This is a genomic window from Paenibacillus sp. D51F (assembly GCF_053345695.1).
In genome coordinates this window covers 504,753-521,027 of sequence record NZ_JBKFAO010000001.1, presented here as the reverse complement: position 1 = coordinate 521,027, position 16,275 = coordinate 504,753, and the positions used below count along the sequence as shown (strand labels likewise).

The following is a 16,275-nucleotide window of genomic DNA, read 5'->3' as shown; positions in this document are numbered from 1 at the left end:
CGCTTTCCCCGCTGCCGCAGGCTCATCTCTCGAATGCGGTTCTATCACTTCTATTTTCCTCATAGAGTAGAAACAGTTGAGAGACCAAAATTCTGTTTTTCGCTTTCAGAACCGCAGAACCGCGTTCGGGAGGAGAACCGATATGAAACGAATCAGGGCCGTCAATCCGGAAATAAGCAGTCTCCGCATCCGCGAGTTCCTCGCTGCGGGACGCACCTTCGTGCTGCTGTCGCTCTGCTCCATGATCATCTTCGTGCTGGCCGGGGCCGCTTCGATTGTCCGCCATCAGGACCCTTCATCGCCGGCTTCCTCCATGAAAGGATTGACATCCATGGTTTCAAGCGCCTTTCTGGCGGACATGCTGGGAATGGAGATGCCTGCGTTCCAGAGCAGCGGGCATGGCGAGAGCGTATCGACCCGGCAAGTGAGCAGCTTCGTGCTTCGAATGTTGACCGACGTGAATCCGGGCAGCCCGCGCAGCCTGCTGGCGGCCGGCATGCCCGTCATGCAGAGCGGCGGAGAGAATCTGGCCGGCAAGGCGAGCGCGGCGGGCGGTCAGACGCCGGAGCCGGAGGACGAGCCCGAGGCGGCAGCAGGCGACGACTCCGGCGAAGACGGCCATGATGCAGGCATCGAGGACGATTCGCCCGTAGGTCCGATCGGAGTGCCGCAGGATGATCCGGCGGGCAGCGGGCAGAGCGGTCCGGAGAGCAGCGGCGCCGGCAGCGGAACGCCTCCAGCAGCAGCTGGCGGCAGCAAGGCCGTGTTCATCTATCATTCGCATATCCGCGAATCCTACAATCCGGAAGTGAGCAAGCCCGGAACGAATCCGGAATCTTCCAAGGTCAACGTGGCCAATGTCGGAGAGAGGCTGGCCGAGGAGCTGGAAAAACGCGGTGTCGGAGCCGTTCACTCCAGCACGGATTATCCTTCTGTGATCCCGGGCTTCAAATATACGATGAGCTATAAGTATTCCAAGAAAAGCGTGCAGGAAGCGATGAGCGCCAATAAAGGACTGAAGTTCTTTTTCGATATCCATCGGGATTCCGCCAAGCGCAAGACGACGACGGTGAGTATCGGCGGCAAGGATTACGCGAAAGTATTTTTCATCATCGGCCGCAAAAATCCGAATTGGGAAGAAAACGAGAAATTCGCCGAGCAGATCCACAACATGCTGAACGAACGCTATCCCGGCTTGTCACGCGGCATCTGGGGCAAGACCGTGACGACCGGCAACGGGGAGTACAATCAATCGCTGGCTTCGGACAGTGTGCTCGTCGAGGTCGGCGGCATCGACAACTCGCTGGAGGAAGGCTATCGGACGGCCGACGCTCTGGCCGAAGTGATCGCGGATCTGTATTTCGAGGGCGAGAAAGCTTGATTCGATTCGATTAATCGAGAGGAGAGGTCATCATGCGCAGAAGAAGCCAGCTCAAATGGACCGTGCTGGGCGCCGCCCTGGCGGCCGTGCTGATGTTCGGAATGGAGATGACGACGGGCGGCATCAACCGGGTATACGGACCGATCGAGGGTTCCGATCCCGCGGCGGTCGGGCGTTTCGCAGAAGCCGCGAAAGCGCGCGAGCAGCTGCAGGCGGCGCAGAAATACGAAGCCGAGCTGCGCCGGCTTCAGGAGAAGTACGGCGTCCAGCCGTCCGCCTCGGCAGAGGCGCAGACGGCATTCGCCGGAGATGCGGAGTCGGCCGGCGCAGCGGGCGGAGACGTCTCGGCATGGAATGAAGACCCGGGCGGGGATGCATGGTCCAGGCTGCCGGGGGTCGCGCCGCTGGATTCCGACACCGGCGTCAATCGCCTCGCCGACGGAACGGCCGGCATGCTGCAGAGCGTTTCCAGCTCCGGCATCCGCTTGATCGTGACCCTCTTCGACTCCTTTACCAATTAAGGGCTTGCAGACGGGCCCGTTTCCTTTCCCTGCCGCTCATTGCCGCCCCGGTCCGCCTCGGGTATAATGGTACGAATGGGTTAGATAATTGAGGGGTGTGGATAGTTAAGCATGGCAGACGTACGCGACCGCCAACAGAAGATACGGAATTTTTCCATTATCGCGCATATTGACCACGGGAAGTCGACGCTGGCCGACCGTATTCTGGAATATACCGGAGCATTGACCTCCCGCGAAATGCAATCGCAGGTACTCGACCAGATGGATCTCGAGCGCGAGCGCGGCATCACCATCAAGCTGCAGGCCGTGCGCCTCGGCTACAAGGCCGATGACGGGGAAGAGTACATCCTGAACCTGATCGATACGCCCGGACACGTCGACTTCACCTATGAAGTCTCCCGCAGCCTCGCGGCCTGCGAAGGCGCGCTGCTGGTCGTGGACGCGGCCCAGGGCATCGAGGCCCAGACGCTGGCCAACGTCTATCTGGCGCTGGACAACAACCTGGAGATCCTTCCGGTCATCAACAAGATCGACCTGCCGAGCGCGGAGCCGGAGCGGGTCAAGCAGGAGGTCGAGGATGTCATCGGGCTCGACGCGAGCGACGCCGTCCTCGCTTCCGCCAAGGCGGGCATCGGCATCAAGGAGATTCTGGAGCAGGTCGTCAAGAAGGTTCCCGCTCCGACGGGAGATCCCGACCAGCCGCTCAAGGCGCTGATCTTCGACTCCCATTACGATCCGTACAAGGGCGTCATCGTCTACGTGCGCGTCGTCGACGGCAGCATCAAGGCCGGCTCCAAGATCCACTTCATGGCGACCGGCGCTGAGTTCGAGGTCATCGAGGTCGGCGCCTTCAAGCCGCGCATGAGCATCGTGGACGAGCTTGCCGTAGGAGATGTCGGCTTCATCGTCGCCGGCATCAAGAATGTCAAGGACACGCGCGTCGGCGATACGGTGACCGAAGCGAAGCGCAAGGCTCCCGAGCCGCTTCCGGGCTACCGCAAGATCAACCCGATGGTATACTGCGGCCTGTATCCGATCGACAACACGGAGTACAACGACCTGCGCGAGGCGCTCGAGAAGCTGCAGCTGAACGACGCGTCCCTCACCTTCGAGCCGGAATCGTCGACAGCGCTCGGCTTCGGCTTCCGCTGCGGATTCCTGGGCCTGCTCCATATGGACGTCATCCAGGAGCGCATCGAGCGCGAGTTCAACATCGACCTCATCACGACCGCGCCGAGCGTCATCTATTCCGTGACGCTCACGAGCGGCGAGGTGCTGAGCATCGACAATCCGTCCAACTACCCGGAGGTCGGCAAGATCGAGCATGTCGAGGAGCCGTACGTCAAGGCAGCCGTCATCGTGCCCAACGATTTTGTCGGCACCGTCATGGAGCTGTGCCAGAACAAGCGCGGCGAATTCGTGAACATGGAGTATCTGGATACGAACCGCGTCACCATTACGTACCAGATTCCGCTGTCGGAGATCGTCTACGACTTCTTCGACCAGCTGAAATCCAGCACGAAGGGGTATGCTTCCTTCGACTACGAGCTGTCCGGCTACCGCCAGTCCAAGCTGGTGAAGATGGATATCATGCTGAACGGCGAGACGGTCGACGCCTTGTCCGTCATCGTGCACCGCGACCGCGCCTATCAGCGCGGACGGGTCATCTGCGAGAAGCTCAAGGATCTGATTCCGCGCCAGATGTTCGAGGTGCCTATCCAGGCGTCGATCGGACAGAAGGTCATCGCGCGCGAGACGGTCAAGGCGATGCGCAAGAACGTTCTTGCCAAATGCTACGGCGGCGACATCAGCCGGAAGCGCAAGCTGCTCGAGAAGCAGAAGGAAGGCAAGAAGCGGATGAAGCAGGTCGGCAATGTCGAGATTCCGCAAGAGGCGTTCATGGCCGTCCTGAAAATCGACGAGGATTGATGGCTGGACATAGGCCGTATGGGCGCTTCCGCCCATTCGGCCGCCAGCTTCGCTGGAGGAGAGCCGCGGCTCTCCTCTTGCAGCGTTTAAGGGAACCCGAAGTGCAGCGGTTCCCGGTAGAGGAGGCATCGCCATGCTGAAGCACGCGCCCAAGGCGCTTTACATTCATATTCCTTTTTGCACGAACAAATGCTTTTATTGCGACTTCAACTCCTATGTGCTGCAAGGGCAGCCGGTGGACAGCTATTTGACCGCGCTGGAGAAGGAGATGGAGCTCACTCTGGCCGCGATTCCGGCCGAGCGCATCGATACGGTATTCGTGGGGGGAGGCACTCCGACGGTGCTGACTCCGCCTCAGATGGAGAGATTCCTTGCCGCCGTAAGGAAGCATTTCCCGCTGCATGAGGGAACGGAATTCACGATGGAGGCCAATCCCGGCACGACCGATCCGGACAAGCTCGCGGTCATGTTCGCGGGCGGGGTGAATCGGCTGAGCTTCGGCGTGCAGTCGTTCGACAACGGGCTTCTGGAGCGGATCGGCCGCATCCATAACGTGGACGACGTGTACCGCAGCCTGGACAATGCGCGGGCGGCGGGCTTCCGCAACTTGTCCATCGACCTGATGTTCGGCTTGCCGAAGCAGACGGTGTCAATGCTGTCCGACAGCGTCGACAAGGCTCTGGAGCTGGATCTGCCGCATTACTCGCTCTACAGCCTCAAGGTGGAGGAGAACACGCTCTTCCACCATATGTACGAGCGCAACGAGCTGCCGCTGCCGACCGAGGACGAGGATCTGGAGATGTATCTCCATCTCATCGAGCGTCTGCAGGGCGCGGGATACGAGCATTACGAGATCAGCAACTTCGCGAAGCCCGGCTTCGAGAGCCGGCACAACTCCACCTACTGGCGCAATGAGCCCTATTACGGGCTTGGAGCCGGCGCGCACGGTTATAGCCACGGGCTCAGGCATGTCAACATCAAAGGCGTGGAGCCTTACATCGATGCCGGTCTGCAGCGGCTGCCCCGCCTGTCGGAGGAGCGGGTCCCGGATACGGACGCGATGGAGGACTTCATGATGGTCGGCCTGCGGCTGCTGGACGGCGTCCGCGACCGGGATTTCGAGCACCAGTTCCCGGGGCATACGATCGAAGGCGTATTCGGAAGCCAGCTGCAGCCGCTGCTGCAGGAAGGCTTGATGCAGCATGTCGACGGCGGCGCCGAGACATTGCCGGGAGGCACGCCGCTTAGTCCGGGCACCGGCTATCGTCTGACTTCGCAAGGGGTGCTGCTCGGCAACGAGGTGTTCGGCGCGTTCGTCGGCGTGCTGGGCGAAGAGACGGCCGACGTATAAACAGCCGGTACGGGCAGCATGATTGATTATGAAGCGATAAAAGGGGAAATTTCCATTGAAACAGGAAGAATTCAAGCCGGAGCAAGAACAAGAACTGGATCCTATGGCGGAGCTCAAGCGCGCGGCTAGCCGCACTTCCGACTGGAAGGCGCGTCTTGCCGCCGTCAAGGAGCTCGGCAAGCACAAGCAGCCTCAGTCGGTTGAGATCATGACGCGCCTGCTCGCGAGCGACCCGGTCTATGCCGTCCGCGAGGCGGCCTACTCGGGGCTCAAGGGCTTCGGCGAGCCGGTTCAAGCTCCGGCACGCAGCAAGTCCGAGCCGGTCAAGGGCGTGTCCAAAATCATCGTCCGCATCCGCAAAAGCCTTCCGGAAGGCCATACCCTGGAGGATTTCAAGGAGAAGCTGCGGAAGACGAGAAGCGACGTGTATGACGTCTACGAAGGCGAAAAAGGCCCTGATTTCGATTCATGGCTGGAAAGCGTTTGGAAAGCTTCGTTCGACCGCAAATAAGCTCTGCAAGCCAAGCCGGGCCGGATCTGTCCAGGACAGATCCGGCCCGGCTTTTTTTTTGGAGCCTGGACGGTCAGCGACTGCCGGCTCTCATCCAGCGTCTTATCTGAACGGCATTCATGGCCCGGCTCTCTTCGTTCCGACCGGTGCCGCATTCGGCATGTTCCAATTCCTGTGCATGCTCTTTTATCGGGACGGGAGGCATCTGATCGAGCAGGGGCATCGCCATATCGCGATGATCAACGGCCACAACGATGCGGCGGTCAGCCTGGAGAGGCTGAGCGGCTACCGGAAGACGCTGGAGAAGCACGGGATCGCCTACAGGCCCGAGCTGGTGTTCAACGGCAGCTTCTCGGAAGAGGGCGGCTGCGAGGCGATGTTCGAGATCCTGCTTCATCATCCTGAAGTGACGGCCGTATTCTCGGCGAGCGACTTGATGGTTCTCGGAGCGCTGAGGGCGGTCGAGCGCAGCCGCGGCAAGGTTCCGGAGAGAATCTCGATCGTGGGATGCAACGACATTGCGATCGCGCCCTACAGTTCTCACAAGCTTACGACCATCCGCCAGAACAAATACGAAATGGGCTATCAGGCTGCCCAGCTGCTCGTTGACCTCATCGAAGGCAGGCCTGTGAACCACAAGATCATGCTCCATAATGAACTGATGATAATCCGGGCTGGTGTCGCCGGAAAGAGCGGAGGCGGTTGCCCGCCGGCTCGTCTCGACGGAGATGTTCAGCGGTTATGGCGTCCGCACGATGGCGGAAGGCGAGAAAGCCTTCAACCCGATGAGCTACCATGACGGCAGCATCTGGCCGCATGACAATTCGCTTTGCCTGATGGGTCTGGCCAGATACGGCCTCAACGAGGAAGCCGCTGTGGTGATGGATGACGATCTTCTTCGGGATGGGGCGGGAGCTGCCGGTACAGGACAAGAGCCAGGATGAAGTTGATTAAACCGATGCAACCGGTGGTGTACAGACGCATCCAGGCGAAGGCGGATAGCTTCGGCGGCCCGTTCCCGATCGGCCCCGTCTTGGGCACGTTCAGAGCCCACCAGATGTCGATTAGAATGAACAGGAAGAAGACGATAAGAATGAGGCTGAAGACGAGATAACCGGTCACGAAGAAGCGATTGTTCCTCATCAGCCGCTTCTTTTCGCTTCATTAAAAGCGTCCGAGCCTCCCCTGGGGATGCTGAGCGTGTGCCAGTCTCCGGAACGGTACGCCTTGGCGGCATATACGATCTGGCCGACATGATGGCTGAAGTGGGCGACCTGGCGCTGGATCGCTTCGACGACGGTGTGCCGCTCGCCGCGGATGAGGACGGTGCCGAGCAGATCTTCCGGCTGCAGGGAGTCGAAGGCCGTCCGGAGAGCGGCCCATCCCTCCTCCCAGCCGGAGAGGACATCCTGCCTGGTCGTCCCGGGCGGAAGCTCGAATTCCCCGTCCCGGTTGCGATCCGGCTTCTCCCCGTCGGCCGTCAGAAAGTCGGTCCATCTGGACTTCAAGTTCCCGGACAGATGGCGGACGATGACGGCGATGCTGTTGGATTCCGGCGAGGGCGCCCAGAACAGGCCCCTGTCGTCGATTTGGCCGAGCGAGCGGTCCGCCAGCTTCTTCTGGCTTTCGAAGGTCGCGAGGCAGCTTTGCAGCAGATGGCTCCCGAGCTGTTGAGAAGACATGAATTTTCCTCCTTAGGCTTGTGCTGTCCCTATCATACTCTTTGATGGAAATATCAGGCAAACCGATTTTATGATCGGCAGGCCAAGCTTTTTCTATCGGTAGACGGCAGGTAGGCGGGCGGATTTTTTTCTTGAGCATTAATTCTATTTGATGTATATTTATTCATATTGTAAAAAGGGCCGAGAGGAGGACCATGGATGCTGGTAAAGGAAGCGTTGTGCCGCAAAGCAAGCCCCCAGGACGTGGATACGCTGTATGAGCTGATCAAAAATTATGCAGAGAAGGGGATCATGCTTCCGAGGTCCAGGGAAGTGCTCCTCCGGCAGATCGATACGTTCGTCATTGCCGAGATCGATGGAGATGTCGTCGGCTGCGGCTCTCTTACGCGTCTTGGGCAGGACCTGGTCGAGATCCGCTCGCTCGGGATTACGGAAGGATACAAAGGATACGGCATCGGCAGCAAAATCGTCGATCTGCTGATCAAGAATGCCCAGGAGCAGGGCATACCCAAGATCATGGCGCTGACCTATGAAGTCCGTTTCTTCGAGCGCAACGGATTTGCCGTCGTGAACAAGGATATCTTTCCGGAGAAAGTATGGACCGATTGCGTTCATTGCTCCAAGCAGCATGCTTGCGATGAAATCGCGGTGCTGCGGAATATTTGATCACGCTGGATTCAGGGCAGGAACTGAAGGGGTCGATCGCGAAGCAGGAGAAGGAGCCGCCCGGGGGACGGGCGGTTTAACTTTTAGGCACGCTGCCTGCCTGAATTGTCCGGATATATAGAGATGGAAGGTGAGTCCTCGGGCCTTAATCCGGCCTGACATGAAAGCGATTTCTTCAACATATGCTTATCTCAAAAGGAGATGCTGCCAAATGTCGTATTTATCCGTCAGCACATGGAGCCTGCATCGGCTCCTCGGTCCTCTTCGCTGGACGATATGGGACAAGGAAGATGGCGTTCACAGGACGGCGCTGGAGCCGCAGCCGGAAGAGCTGACCTTGCTGGAGCTGCCCGCTGCAGCGGCGGCGAAAGGCTTTCAGGCGCTCGAGGTATGCCACTTCCACTTCCCTTCCAGGGAGCCGAACTATCTGATCGAGCTTAGAGCCGCATTTCGGAATGCTGGAATCGCATTCGATACGCTGTTGCTGGATTACGGAAATCTGACTTCACCGGATCTCCGCAGAGTCGAGGCGGACGAGCGATACATCTCGTCCTGGATCGATGCAGCCGCCCTTGCCGGAGCGAAGAAGGTGCGGGTCATTGCAGGAGAAGCGATGCCGACGGATGAGGATGCTCTCGCACGCTCCGCGGCGAGCCTGGACAGGCTGTCGGCCTATGCGCAGGAGTGCGGAGTGCGCATCGTGACAGAGAATTTCAAGCCTCTGACCTCCACCGGCCTCAGCTGCCTGAAGCTGTTGGGGCGGACGGAGAGGCCGCTGGCGATGATAACGGATTTCGGCAATTTCAAGGGAGCGGCCAAGTACGAAGAGCTGGCGATGACGCTGCCGAGAAGCTTGTCCGTTCATGCCAAGGCCGAGTTCGACGAGCACGGCATCCCGGATGAGCAGGAGCTTCGCCTTTGTTTGGAAGCTGTCCGCAATTCGGGTTACGATGGCTCCTACGTCATCATCTACGACGGTCCCGGGGACATGTGGGCCGGAATCGAAAGGGTGCGCCGGATCGTGGAGCCCTATGCGGCCGGCTGAAGCCGGACAGATACCAAATCACTTGACAATTGTCGAGTAGGTTTGGTATTTTTGTATTAAATGTTAGCACTCATCAAGGTGGAGTGCTAACGGTGAACCGGCAATCCGGCCGAAAATGGAAACGCACGGGAGGAGAAAGCGGATGTTGACCGAACGACAGCAGCTGATTCTTGGCGCCATCATCAATGACTATATCCGGTCTGCCGAGCCTGTAGGTTCCCGCAGCATCTCCAAGCGGGGAGACGTAGGGTTCAGCCCTGCGACCATCCGCAACGAGATGGCGGACCTGGAGGAGCTCGGCTTCCTGGAGCAGCCCCATACATCAGCCGGACGCATCCCTTCCATTCAGGGATACCGGTATTACGTCGATCACTTAATGAAGCATGACAGCGTCACGGACAGCGAGCTCAAGACGATGCGTTCGTTTTTTGCGAGCCGGATGATCGAGATGGAGCAAGTCGTCCAGCATGCCGCGATGATTATCTCGAACCTGACCAATTACACCTCGATCGTGCTCGGACCCGACTCGGTCAATCAGGCGCTCAAGCATTTCCAGCTTGTTCCCCTTGGCGGAGACAAGGCAGTCGCGATCGTCGTCACGGATACCGGCCATGTCGAGAACCGCACGGTGACGATTCCGGCCGATCTGGACATGAGCGACATGGAGAAGGCTGTCCGTTTCCTCAACGAGAGGCTGAGCGGAGTTCCTCTGTTGCGGCTCAAGTCGCGGCTGTTCTCGGAAGCCGGGGAAGAAATGGGTCGTTACGCCGAGCAGATCGAAGGCCTTCTGGGCATACTTGAACAGGCGCTGCGGCCGGAGCAGGACGGCAGGCTGTTCGTCTCCGGAACGACCAATATTCTTACGCAGCCGGAATTCAAGGATGTCGACAAGGTCAAGACACTGTTCGATCTGCTCGATGAGACGCCGACGATGATGAAGCTGTTCTCGTCCATGCCCGAAGGCATCCAGGTGCGGATCGGAACCGAGAACGACCATGAGGCGATAGCGAGCTGCAGCCTGATTACGGCGACTTATGCCCTCGATGGACATTCGCTCGGCACGATCGGCATTCTCGGCCCTACCCGGATGGACTATGGCAAGGTAATCAGCCTTCTGGGAGTGCTCAGCAGCAACATGCATTTGATGATCGGGCGTGGAGGGCCGCGCTGAAGCGGAGACATTTGATCCCGCACCGCCATGGTGCGGGTTGGCCGGGGGGGATCCCGGTACATAAGCCGCTAGCGGCGATTATTGCAGGAGGTGAGTATGCTTGGAATCCAAGAAGAATACGCTAGATGAACAGGAACAGCATCACGAAGGGGATATCATGAACCCGGATCAGCAGACGGCCGAGCAGGCATCGGCTGCAGCAGCAGGCGAGCCGGCTCCGGCAGAGGGCGCGGCGGAAGCCGAAGCTCCCGCAGGAGATTCGCGCTACGACGAGCTGTCGAAGCAGGCGGAGGAGCATCAGCAGCGCTATCTGCGCGCGCAGGCGGACTTCGATAATTTCCGCCGCCGCACGCAGAAGGAGAAGGAAGAGCTAGCCCAGTACGCTTCCTCGAAGCTTCTGACGCAGCTTCTGCCGGTCGTCGACAACTTCGAGCGCGCGCTTGCGGCCGCAGCCGGCAGCGGCGATTCCGATTCGCTTGCCAAAGGCGTGGACATGATTTTCCGCCAGCTGCAAGGCGTCCTTGAACAGGAAGGCCTCAAAGCGATGGAAGCGGTAGGCAGCCCGTTCAACCCTGAGTTCCATCAGGCGATCATGCAGGTGGAGTCGGACGAACATGAGGAAGGCATTGTCGTGGAGGAAGTCCAGAAGGGCTATATCCTCAAGGACAAGGTGCTTCGTCCGGCGATGGTCAAGGTCAGCGGTTGAGCCGGCGTCCTGACGCGTTAAGCTGCCTTTAAGATACAGAGGTTATACTTCATTTATAAAATGTGGATGAAAACGAAGGAGGATATACTCATGAGCAAAGTAATCGGCATCGACCTTGGAACAACGAACTCCTGCGTAGCGGTAATGGAAGGCGGCGAAGCCGTCGTCATTCCGAATCCGGAAGGCAACCGCACGACCCCATCGGTCGTCGGCTTCAAGAAGGACGGCGAGCGCATCGTCGGAGAAACGGCCAAGCGCCAAGCGATCACGAATCCGGACCGCACGATCATGTCGATCAAGCGCCATATGGGAACAAGCCACAAGGAAACAGTGGACGGCAAAGACTTCACGCCGCAAGAAATTTCGGCCATCATCCTGCAGAAGCTGAAATCCGATGCGGAAGCCTACCTGGGCCAAGCCGTGACGCAAGCGGTCATTACCGTACCGGCCTACTTCAACGATTCCCAGCGCCAGGCGACCAAGGACGCAGGCAAAATCGCCGGCCTCGAAGTGCTCCGCATCGTCAACGAGCCGACAGCGGCGGCGCTGGCTTACGGCCTCGAGAAAACGGAAGATCAAACGATTCTCGTCTATGATCTTGGCGGCGGCACGTTCGACGTCTCCATCCTCGAGCTCGGCGACGGCTTCTTCGAAGTCAAAGCGACAAGCGGCGACAACCACCTCGGCGGCGACGACTTCGACCAAGTCATCATCGACCATATCGTATCGGAGTTCAAGAAGGAGCACGGAACAGACCTGTCCAAAGACAAAGCTGCCGTCCAGCGCTTGAAGGATGCGGCCGAGAAAGCGAAAAAGGAGCTGTCCGGCGTCCTGACGACGACGATCAGCCTGCCGTTCATCACGATGGTAGACGGCGTTCCCCAGCATTTGGAGATGAGCCTGACCCGCGCCAAATTCGAAGAGATCGCAGCTCCGCTCGTCGAGCGCACTCTCGGACCTACGCGTCAAGCTCTGAGCGACTCCGGCCTGTCCGCGAGCGAGATCAGCAAGGTCGTCCTGGTCGGCGGCTCCACCCGCATTCCTGCCGTGCAGGAAGCGATCAAGAAGCTGATCGGCAAAGAGCCGCATAAAGGCGTCAACCCGGATGAAGTCGTCGCTCTCGGCGCTGCCGTGCAAGCAGGCGTCCTGACCGGCGACGTCAAGGATGTCGTGCTGCTCGACGTCACTCCGCTCTCCCTCGGCATCGAGACGGCTGGCGGCGTGTTCACCAAAATGATCGACCGCAACACGACGATCCCTACGAGCAAATCCCAGGTGTACTCCACCTATGCGGACAACCAGACAAGCGTCGAGATCCACGTTCTGCAAGGCGAGCGCTCCATGGCTTCGGGCAACAAGACGCTTGGACGCTTCATGCTGGGAGACATTCCTCCGGCTCCGCGCGGAATTCCGCAGATCGAAGTCACCTTCGACATCGACGCCAACGGCATCGTGAACGTCAGCGCCTTGGATAAAGGCACGGGCAAGAGCCAGAAGATCACGATCACATCCTCGAGCGGCCTGAGCGACGAGGAAGTCGAGCGCATGATGAAGGACGCCGAGCTGAACGCCGAGGAAGACCGCAAGCGCAAAGAGCTCGTCGAAGCGAAAAACAATGCCGACCAGCTGATCTACTCCGTCGACAAGACGGTTAAGGATCTGGGCGACAAAGTCGATGCGGGCGAGATCGAGAAAGCGAACAAAGCGAAGGAAGCTCTCCAAGCGGCTGTCGGCGGCGAGGATCTCGAAGCCATCCAGAAGGCGACCGAGGAGCTGACTGAAATCGTTCAGCAGCTGTCCGTGAAGCTCTATGAGCAAGCGGCTCAAGCCGAGCAGGGCGCTACTGGCGCAGACGCGGGCGGTGCTTCCGCCGGCGGCGGCAAGGACAACGTCGTGGATGCCGACTACGAAGTCGTCGACGACAAGAAGTAAGCTAGGTGCTTCCTCGACGCGAATGGCGAGGGTGGACTTGAAGGAGCCATTCGCGTTACCATAACAATAGCCATCCATCAAGCGGCTCCGCCTTTTTCCAAGCAGCGCCCTGCGGCCACCCGGCCCGGGGCTCCGGGAGGGAGAGGGCGGCAAGCCGTTTGTTGCGTGTTTGAGCAAGGGTGAAAGAAAGATTTTAGATGCGGAATATGCGGCAGTGGTCTGTTCGAATCTGGAAAAACGTCCGTGGTCGCCTTTGAAGACAAATTTCAACCCTATTAAGGGATTGTGAAAAAAAGAAATTTGTCTTCAACAGCGATTGGAAGATCGAACAGGCACTATAGCATGCTTGAGCATATCTATAAAATCTCATGGGGGTGAGAGAGGTTGGCGGACAAACGCGATTATTACGAGGTGCTTGGAGTCGATAAAGGCGCCTCGGGCGAAGACATCAAGAAGGCCTACCGCAAGATGGCCAGGCAGTACCATCCCGACGTGAACAAGGAAGCGGATGCGGAAGCCAAGTTCAAGGAAGTGAAGGAAGCCTACGATACGCTGAGCGACGACCAGAAGCGCTCGGTGTACGACCAGTACGGCCATGTCGACCCGAACCAGTTTGGAGGCGGCGGCTTCTCGGGGCAGGACTTCGGAGGCGGCGGCTTCGGCGACATCTTCGACATGTTCTTCGGCGGCGGAGGCGCCCGCCGCGATCCCAATGCGCCGCAGCGGGGCAACGACCTGCAGTACACGATGACGATCGAGTTCAAGGAAGCGGTATTCGGCAAGGAAACCGAAATCACCATTCCGCGGACCGAAAATTGCGATACATGCCACGGCTCCGGCGCCAAGCCGGGAACGAAGCCGGAAACCTGCTCCGTCTGCCGCGGCAGCGGCCAGCAGGAGGTCGTGCAGAACACGCCGTTCGGACGCATGGTCAACCGCCGCGCCTGTACGAACTGCGGCGGCTCCGGCAAGATCATCAAGGAAAAATGCGGTACCTGCCATGGCGCCGGCAAAGTCAAGAAGCAGCGTAAAATCACGGTCAAGATTCCTGCGGGCGTGGACGAAGGCGCTCAAATCCGCCTGACTGGCGAGGGCGAGGGCGGAACGAAGGGCGGCCCGAACGGCGACCTGTACATCGTGCTGCGCGTCAAGCCGCATGAATTCTTCGACCGCGAGAACGACGACATCTACTGCGAGATCCCGCTGACGTTCGCGCAAGCCGCTCTCGGCGACGAGATCGAGATTCCGACGCTGACCGAAAAGGTCAAGCTGAAGATTCCGGCCGGCACTCAGACGGGCACGTACTTCCGCCTCAAGGGCAAAGGCGTGCCGAAGCTGCGCGGCTACGGCAACGGCGACCAGCATGTCAAGGTCACGGTCGTCACCCCGACCGCCCTCAGCGACGAGCAGAAGGATCTGCTTCGCCAGCTCGGCGGCTTGGGAGGCTCCTCGGCTCCGGGCCAGGAGCAGGAGCATCACGAGAGTATTTTCGACCGGATGAAAAAGGCTTTCCGCGGCGATTAGTAAATTAAAGTTGAACGTGTCGGTCCCATCGGGATGGACACGTTTTTTTGTACCATCAACGTATTTGAATGCCTTTCAAATACCGGTAAAAAATGAAGCGGATTGAGGTCGACCCGGTGAATATCGCCATGGCAAAGGCGCAACCTAGGAGAGGCCATTCACACGAAGGACACAGGGAGGAAAACAAGATCATGGAAATTCAGGCTGCCTTTACGTCGCAGGAGGGAATCAGGGAAGCCTCCCGCAAGCTGGAAATGCTGCGAGCTGCGGAAATCCGCGCGGGAGAGGATGGAATGCTCACGGCCGTCGTGGACGATACTTATTTCGCCCAGGCGCTGGCGGTCATATCCGGAGCCGGAGGAACGGTGGAAGGATAATCCGCTGCCCGGAAGAGAATTGGAAATGCCGGTGTGCCCGAGTTTGAAATCAGCCGGTCTTAAATGAGAAACAGCCCGGAGGAGGAGGCCTCCGGGCTGTTCGGAATGAGCCTGAGGCCGCTCGGTTCGTCTATCTGTCGCCGTCTGCTGGCAATGATGACCACACCTTCGTGTCCCTTTTAAGATGAGGCTAACCGTTCAAAAAGACCGGAAGCCGTCTAAGCCCGAACATCAGGTTGCTCTCGATCCGCTCCAGCGTCACGGAGCGGTCGCGGCTGAACCGGGGATAGCGTTCCAGCAAGGTTTCCAGGACGATGCGGGATTCCAGCCGGGCGAGCTGGGCTCCAAGGCAGTAGTGGATGCCGCTGCCAAGCCCCACATGGGCATTGGGAGAGCGGCGGATGTCGAAGCGCTCCGGCTCCGGAAATGTCTTCTCGTCATGATTGGCCGAGGCAATGTAGAGGAAGACGGGATCGCCGGCTTTCATGGCCATGCCCCCGAGCTCGGTATCCCGCTTCACCGTCCGGAACATCATCTGCACCGGCGAGAAGTACCGGAACACCTCTTCGATGGCGGAAGGAATGAGCGTGCGGTCGGCGAGCAGCTCCTCGCGTACTTCGGGCAGGCTGTCGAGGCACAGGAAGATCGAGGTGATCAGGTTGGTCGTCGTCTCGTTGCCGGCGACGAGCAGCAGGATGCAGAAGCCGATCAGCTCGATCTCGCTCAGCTGCTCTCCGTCTACCTTGGCATTGACGAGATTGCTGATGAGATCGTCCCGCGGCTCCAGCCTGCGCTTGGCGGCGACAGCCGAGAAGTAAAGGCTCATCTCGCGCTGGCATTGGACGTAGCGCTCCTGGTTCGTTCCAACCAGATCCTCCGACCATTGCTTGAAGCGGCTCAGTTCGTCCTCCGGGATGCCCAGCATGCGGGCGATGACGGAGATGGGCAGCGGGCTTGCCAGATCTTCCAGGACATCGAAGCTGGCTTTGGCTGCCGCCTTGTCGAACAATTCTCCCGCGAGCTTGCGGATGGCGGGCTCCATCGATTCGATGACACGCGGCGTGAAGGCTTTGGACACGAGCATCCGAAGCTGGCGATGCTTCGGCGGATCCTGCCTGAGAATGCTGGCATCGATCGGGTCGTCCGGGTTTTGCTCCCCTTGGGAGGAGAAGCGCTCATAATCCGTAAAGGCGGCCTTGACCTCGTCGTAACCGAAAAGCCTCCAGCCGGTATAGCCCTCTCCTTCGAAACGCTCCACGGGAGACCGGCGTCTCAGCTCTCTGAACCGGTCCAAAGGGATCAGCTGCGGTTCGTTCCATTCCACTGTATTCACCTCGTTGGGGATGCATGATTGTCTGTCCGGTGCTGCAAGGCTGGATTCCGTCTTCTGGCAGTCGTCTCCGATTTCCATTTTAATCCTTATCCAAGCAGGCGGAAAGTCCAGTCTTTCCCGGGTCGGAAGTTTTGTGCCGCCTATCG

General features: G+C 59.1%; 17 protein-coding genes. 14 read left to right on the top strand and 3 right to left on the bottom strand.

Annotated elements, in window-relative coordinates; genetic code table 11:
• Positions 1-142: 142 nt before the first annotated feature.
• The 7 genes from ACLBWT_RS02505 (at position 143) to ACLBWT_RS02475 (ending at position 6,637) form a co-directional block, all read left to right on the top strand.
• A complete protein-coding gene (locus ACLBWT_RS02505) occupies positions 143-1,381 on the top strand; it encodes a stage II sporulation protein P (RefSeq protein WP_447661492.1) in 1,239 nt (412 codons plus the stop codon).
• 32 nt (positions 1,382-1,413) lie between these two features.
• Positions 1,414-1,902 carry a hypothetical protein gene (locus ACLBWT_RS02500; protein WP_447661491.1) on the top strand — a complete coding sequence of 163 codons (489 nt, stop codon included), beginning with the start codon at positions 1,414-1,416 and terminating at the stop codon, positions 1,900-1,902.
• Between the two features lie 111 nt (positions 1,903-2,013).
• Positions 2,014-3,831 (top strand): translation elongation factor 4, encoded by a 1,818-nt coding sequence (gene lepA / locus ACLBWT_RS02495; RefSeq protein ID WP_076354714.1) that lies wholly within the window; start codon positions 2,014-2,016, stop codon positions 3,829-3,831.
• 133 nt (positions 3,832-3,964) lie between these two features.
• A complete protein-coding gene (gene hemW / locus ACLBWT_RS02490; RefSeq protein WP_447661490.1) occupies positions 3,965-5,182 on the top strand; it encodes a radical SAM family heme chaperone HemW in 1,218 nt (405 codons plus the stop codon).
• Between the two features lie 103 nt (positions 5,183-5,285).
• Positions 5,286-5,693 carry a HEAT repeat domain-containing protein gene (locus ACLBWT_RS02485; protein WP_447661680.1) on the top strand — a complete coding sequence of 136 codons (408 nt, stop codon included), beginning with the start codon at positions 5,286-5,288 and terminating at the stop codon, positions 5,691-5,693.
• Between the two features lie 160 nt (positions 5,694-5,853).
• Positions 5,854-6,492, top strand: a complete 639-nt coding sequence (locus ACLBWT_RS02480; protein ID WP_447661489.1) for a substrate-binding domain-containing protein — start codon at positions 5,854-5,856, stop codon at positions 6,490-6,492.
• Entirely contained in the window at positions 6,422-6,637 is a 216-nt protein-coding gene (locus tag ACLBWT_RS02475; RefSeq protein WP_447661488.1) for an MGH1-like glycoside hydrolase domain-containing protein, read from the top strand. Before ACLBWT_RS02480 ends, ACLBWT_RS02475 begins: the two co-directional genes overlap by 71 nt.
• Here the strand turns inward: ACLBWT_RS02475 and ACLBWT_RS02470 are convergent.
• Positions 6,552-6,836: a hypothetical protein gene (locus tag ACLBWT_RS02470; protein ID WP_447661690.1), complete on the bottom strand. Its 285-nt coding sequence runs from the start codon at positions 6,834-6,836 to the stop codon at positions 6,552-6,554. The two genes, ACLBWT_RS02475 and ACLBWT_RS02470, sit on opposite strands and share 86 nt — an antisense overlap.
• Complete coding sequence (locus ACLBWT_RS02465) at positions 6,836-7,375, bottom strand: DUF1572 family protein (protein ID WP_447661487.1); 540 nt, start codon at positions 7,373-7,375, stop codon at positions 6,836-6,838. Before ACLBWT_RS02465 ends, ACLBWT_RS02470 begins: the two co-directional genes overlap by 1 nt.
• 198 nt (positions 7,376-7,573) lie before the next feature.
• On the opposite strand from ACLBWT_RS02465, the gene ACLBWT_RS02460 reads away from it, so the two are divergent.
• The 7 genes from ACLBWT_RS02460 (at position 7,574) to ACLBWT_RS02430 (ending at position 14,796) form a co-directional block, all read left to right on the top strand.
• Positions 7,574-8,041 (top strand): N-acetyltransferase, encoded by a 468-nt coding sequence (locus ACLBWT_RS02460; protein WP_447661486.1) that lies wholly within the window; start codon positions 7,574-7,576, stop codon positions 8,039-8,041.
• A gap of 211 nt (positions 8,042-8,252) precedes the next feature.
• Positions 8,253-9,086, top strand: coding sequence for a sugar phosphate isomerase/epimerase family protein (locus ACLBWT_RS02455; RefSeq protein ID WP_447661485.1), 834 nt, complete (start codon positions 8,253-8,255; stop codon positions 9,084-9,086).
• A 142-nt stretch (positions 9,087-9,228) separates the two neighbouring features.
• Positions 9,229-10,257, top strand: coding sequence for a heat-inducible transcriptional repressor HrcA (gene hrcA / locus ACLBWT_RS02450; protein WP_447661484.1), 1,029 nt, complete (start codon positions 9,229-9,231; stop codon positions 10,255-10,257).
• A gap of 157 nt (positions 10,258-10,414) precedes the next feature.
• Positions 10,415-10,963, top strand: a complete 549-nt coding sequence (grpE, locus tag ACLBWT_RS02445; protein ID WP_447661679.1) for a nucleotide exchange factor GrpE — start codon at positions 10,415-10,417, stop codon at positions 10,961-10,963.
• A gap of 90 nt (positions 10,964-11,053) precedes the next feature.
• Positions 11,054-12,895, top strand: a complete 1,842-nt coding sequence (gene dnaK / locus ACLBWT_RS02440; RefSeq protein ID WP_447661483.1) for a molecular chaperone DnaK — start codon at positions 11,054-11,056, stop codon at positions 12,893-12,895.
• Between the two features lie 384 nt (positions 12,896-13,279).
• Entirely contained in the window at positions 13,280-14,419 is a 1,140-nt protein-coding gene (gene dnaJ, locus ACLBWT_RS02435; RefSeq protein ID WP_447661482.1) for a molecular chaperone DnaJ, read from the top strand.
• A 191-nt stretch (positions 14,420-14,610) separates the two neighbouring features.
• Positions 14,611-14,796, top strand: a complete 186-nt coding sequence (locus ACLBWT_RS02430; RefSeq protein WP_447661480.1) for a hypothetical protein — start codon at positions 14,611-14,613, stop codon at positions 14,794-14,796.
• 190 nt (positions 14,797-14,986) lie between these two features.
• On the opposite strand, the gene ACLBWT_RS02425 is transcribed toward ACLBWT_RS02430, so the two are convergent.
• Positions 14,987-16,207, bottom strand: a complete 1,221-nt coding sequence (locus ACLBWT_RS02425) for a cytochrome P450 (protein WP_447661479.1) — start codon at positions 16,205-16,207, stop codon at positions 14,987-14,989.
• Between the last annotated feature and the right edge of the window lie 68 nt (positions 16,208-16,275).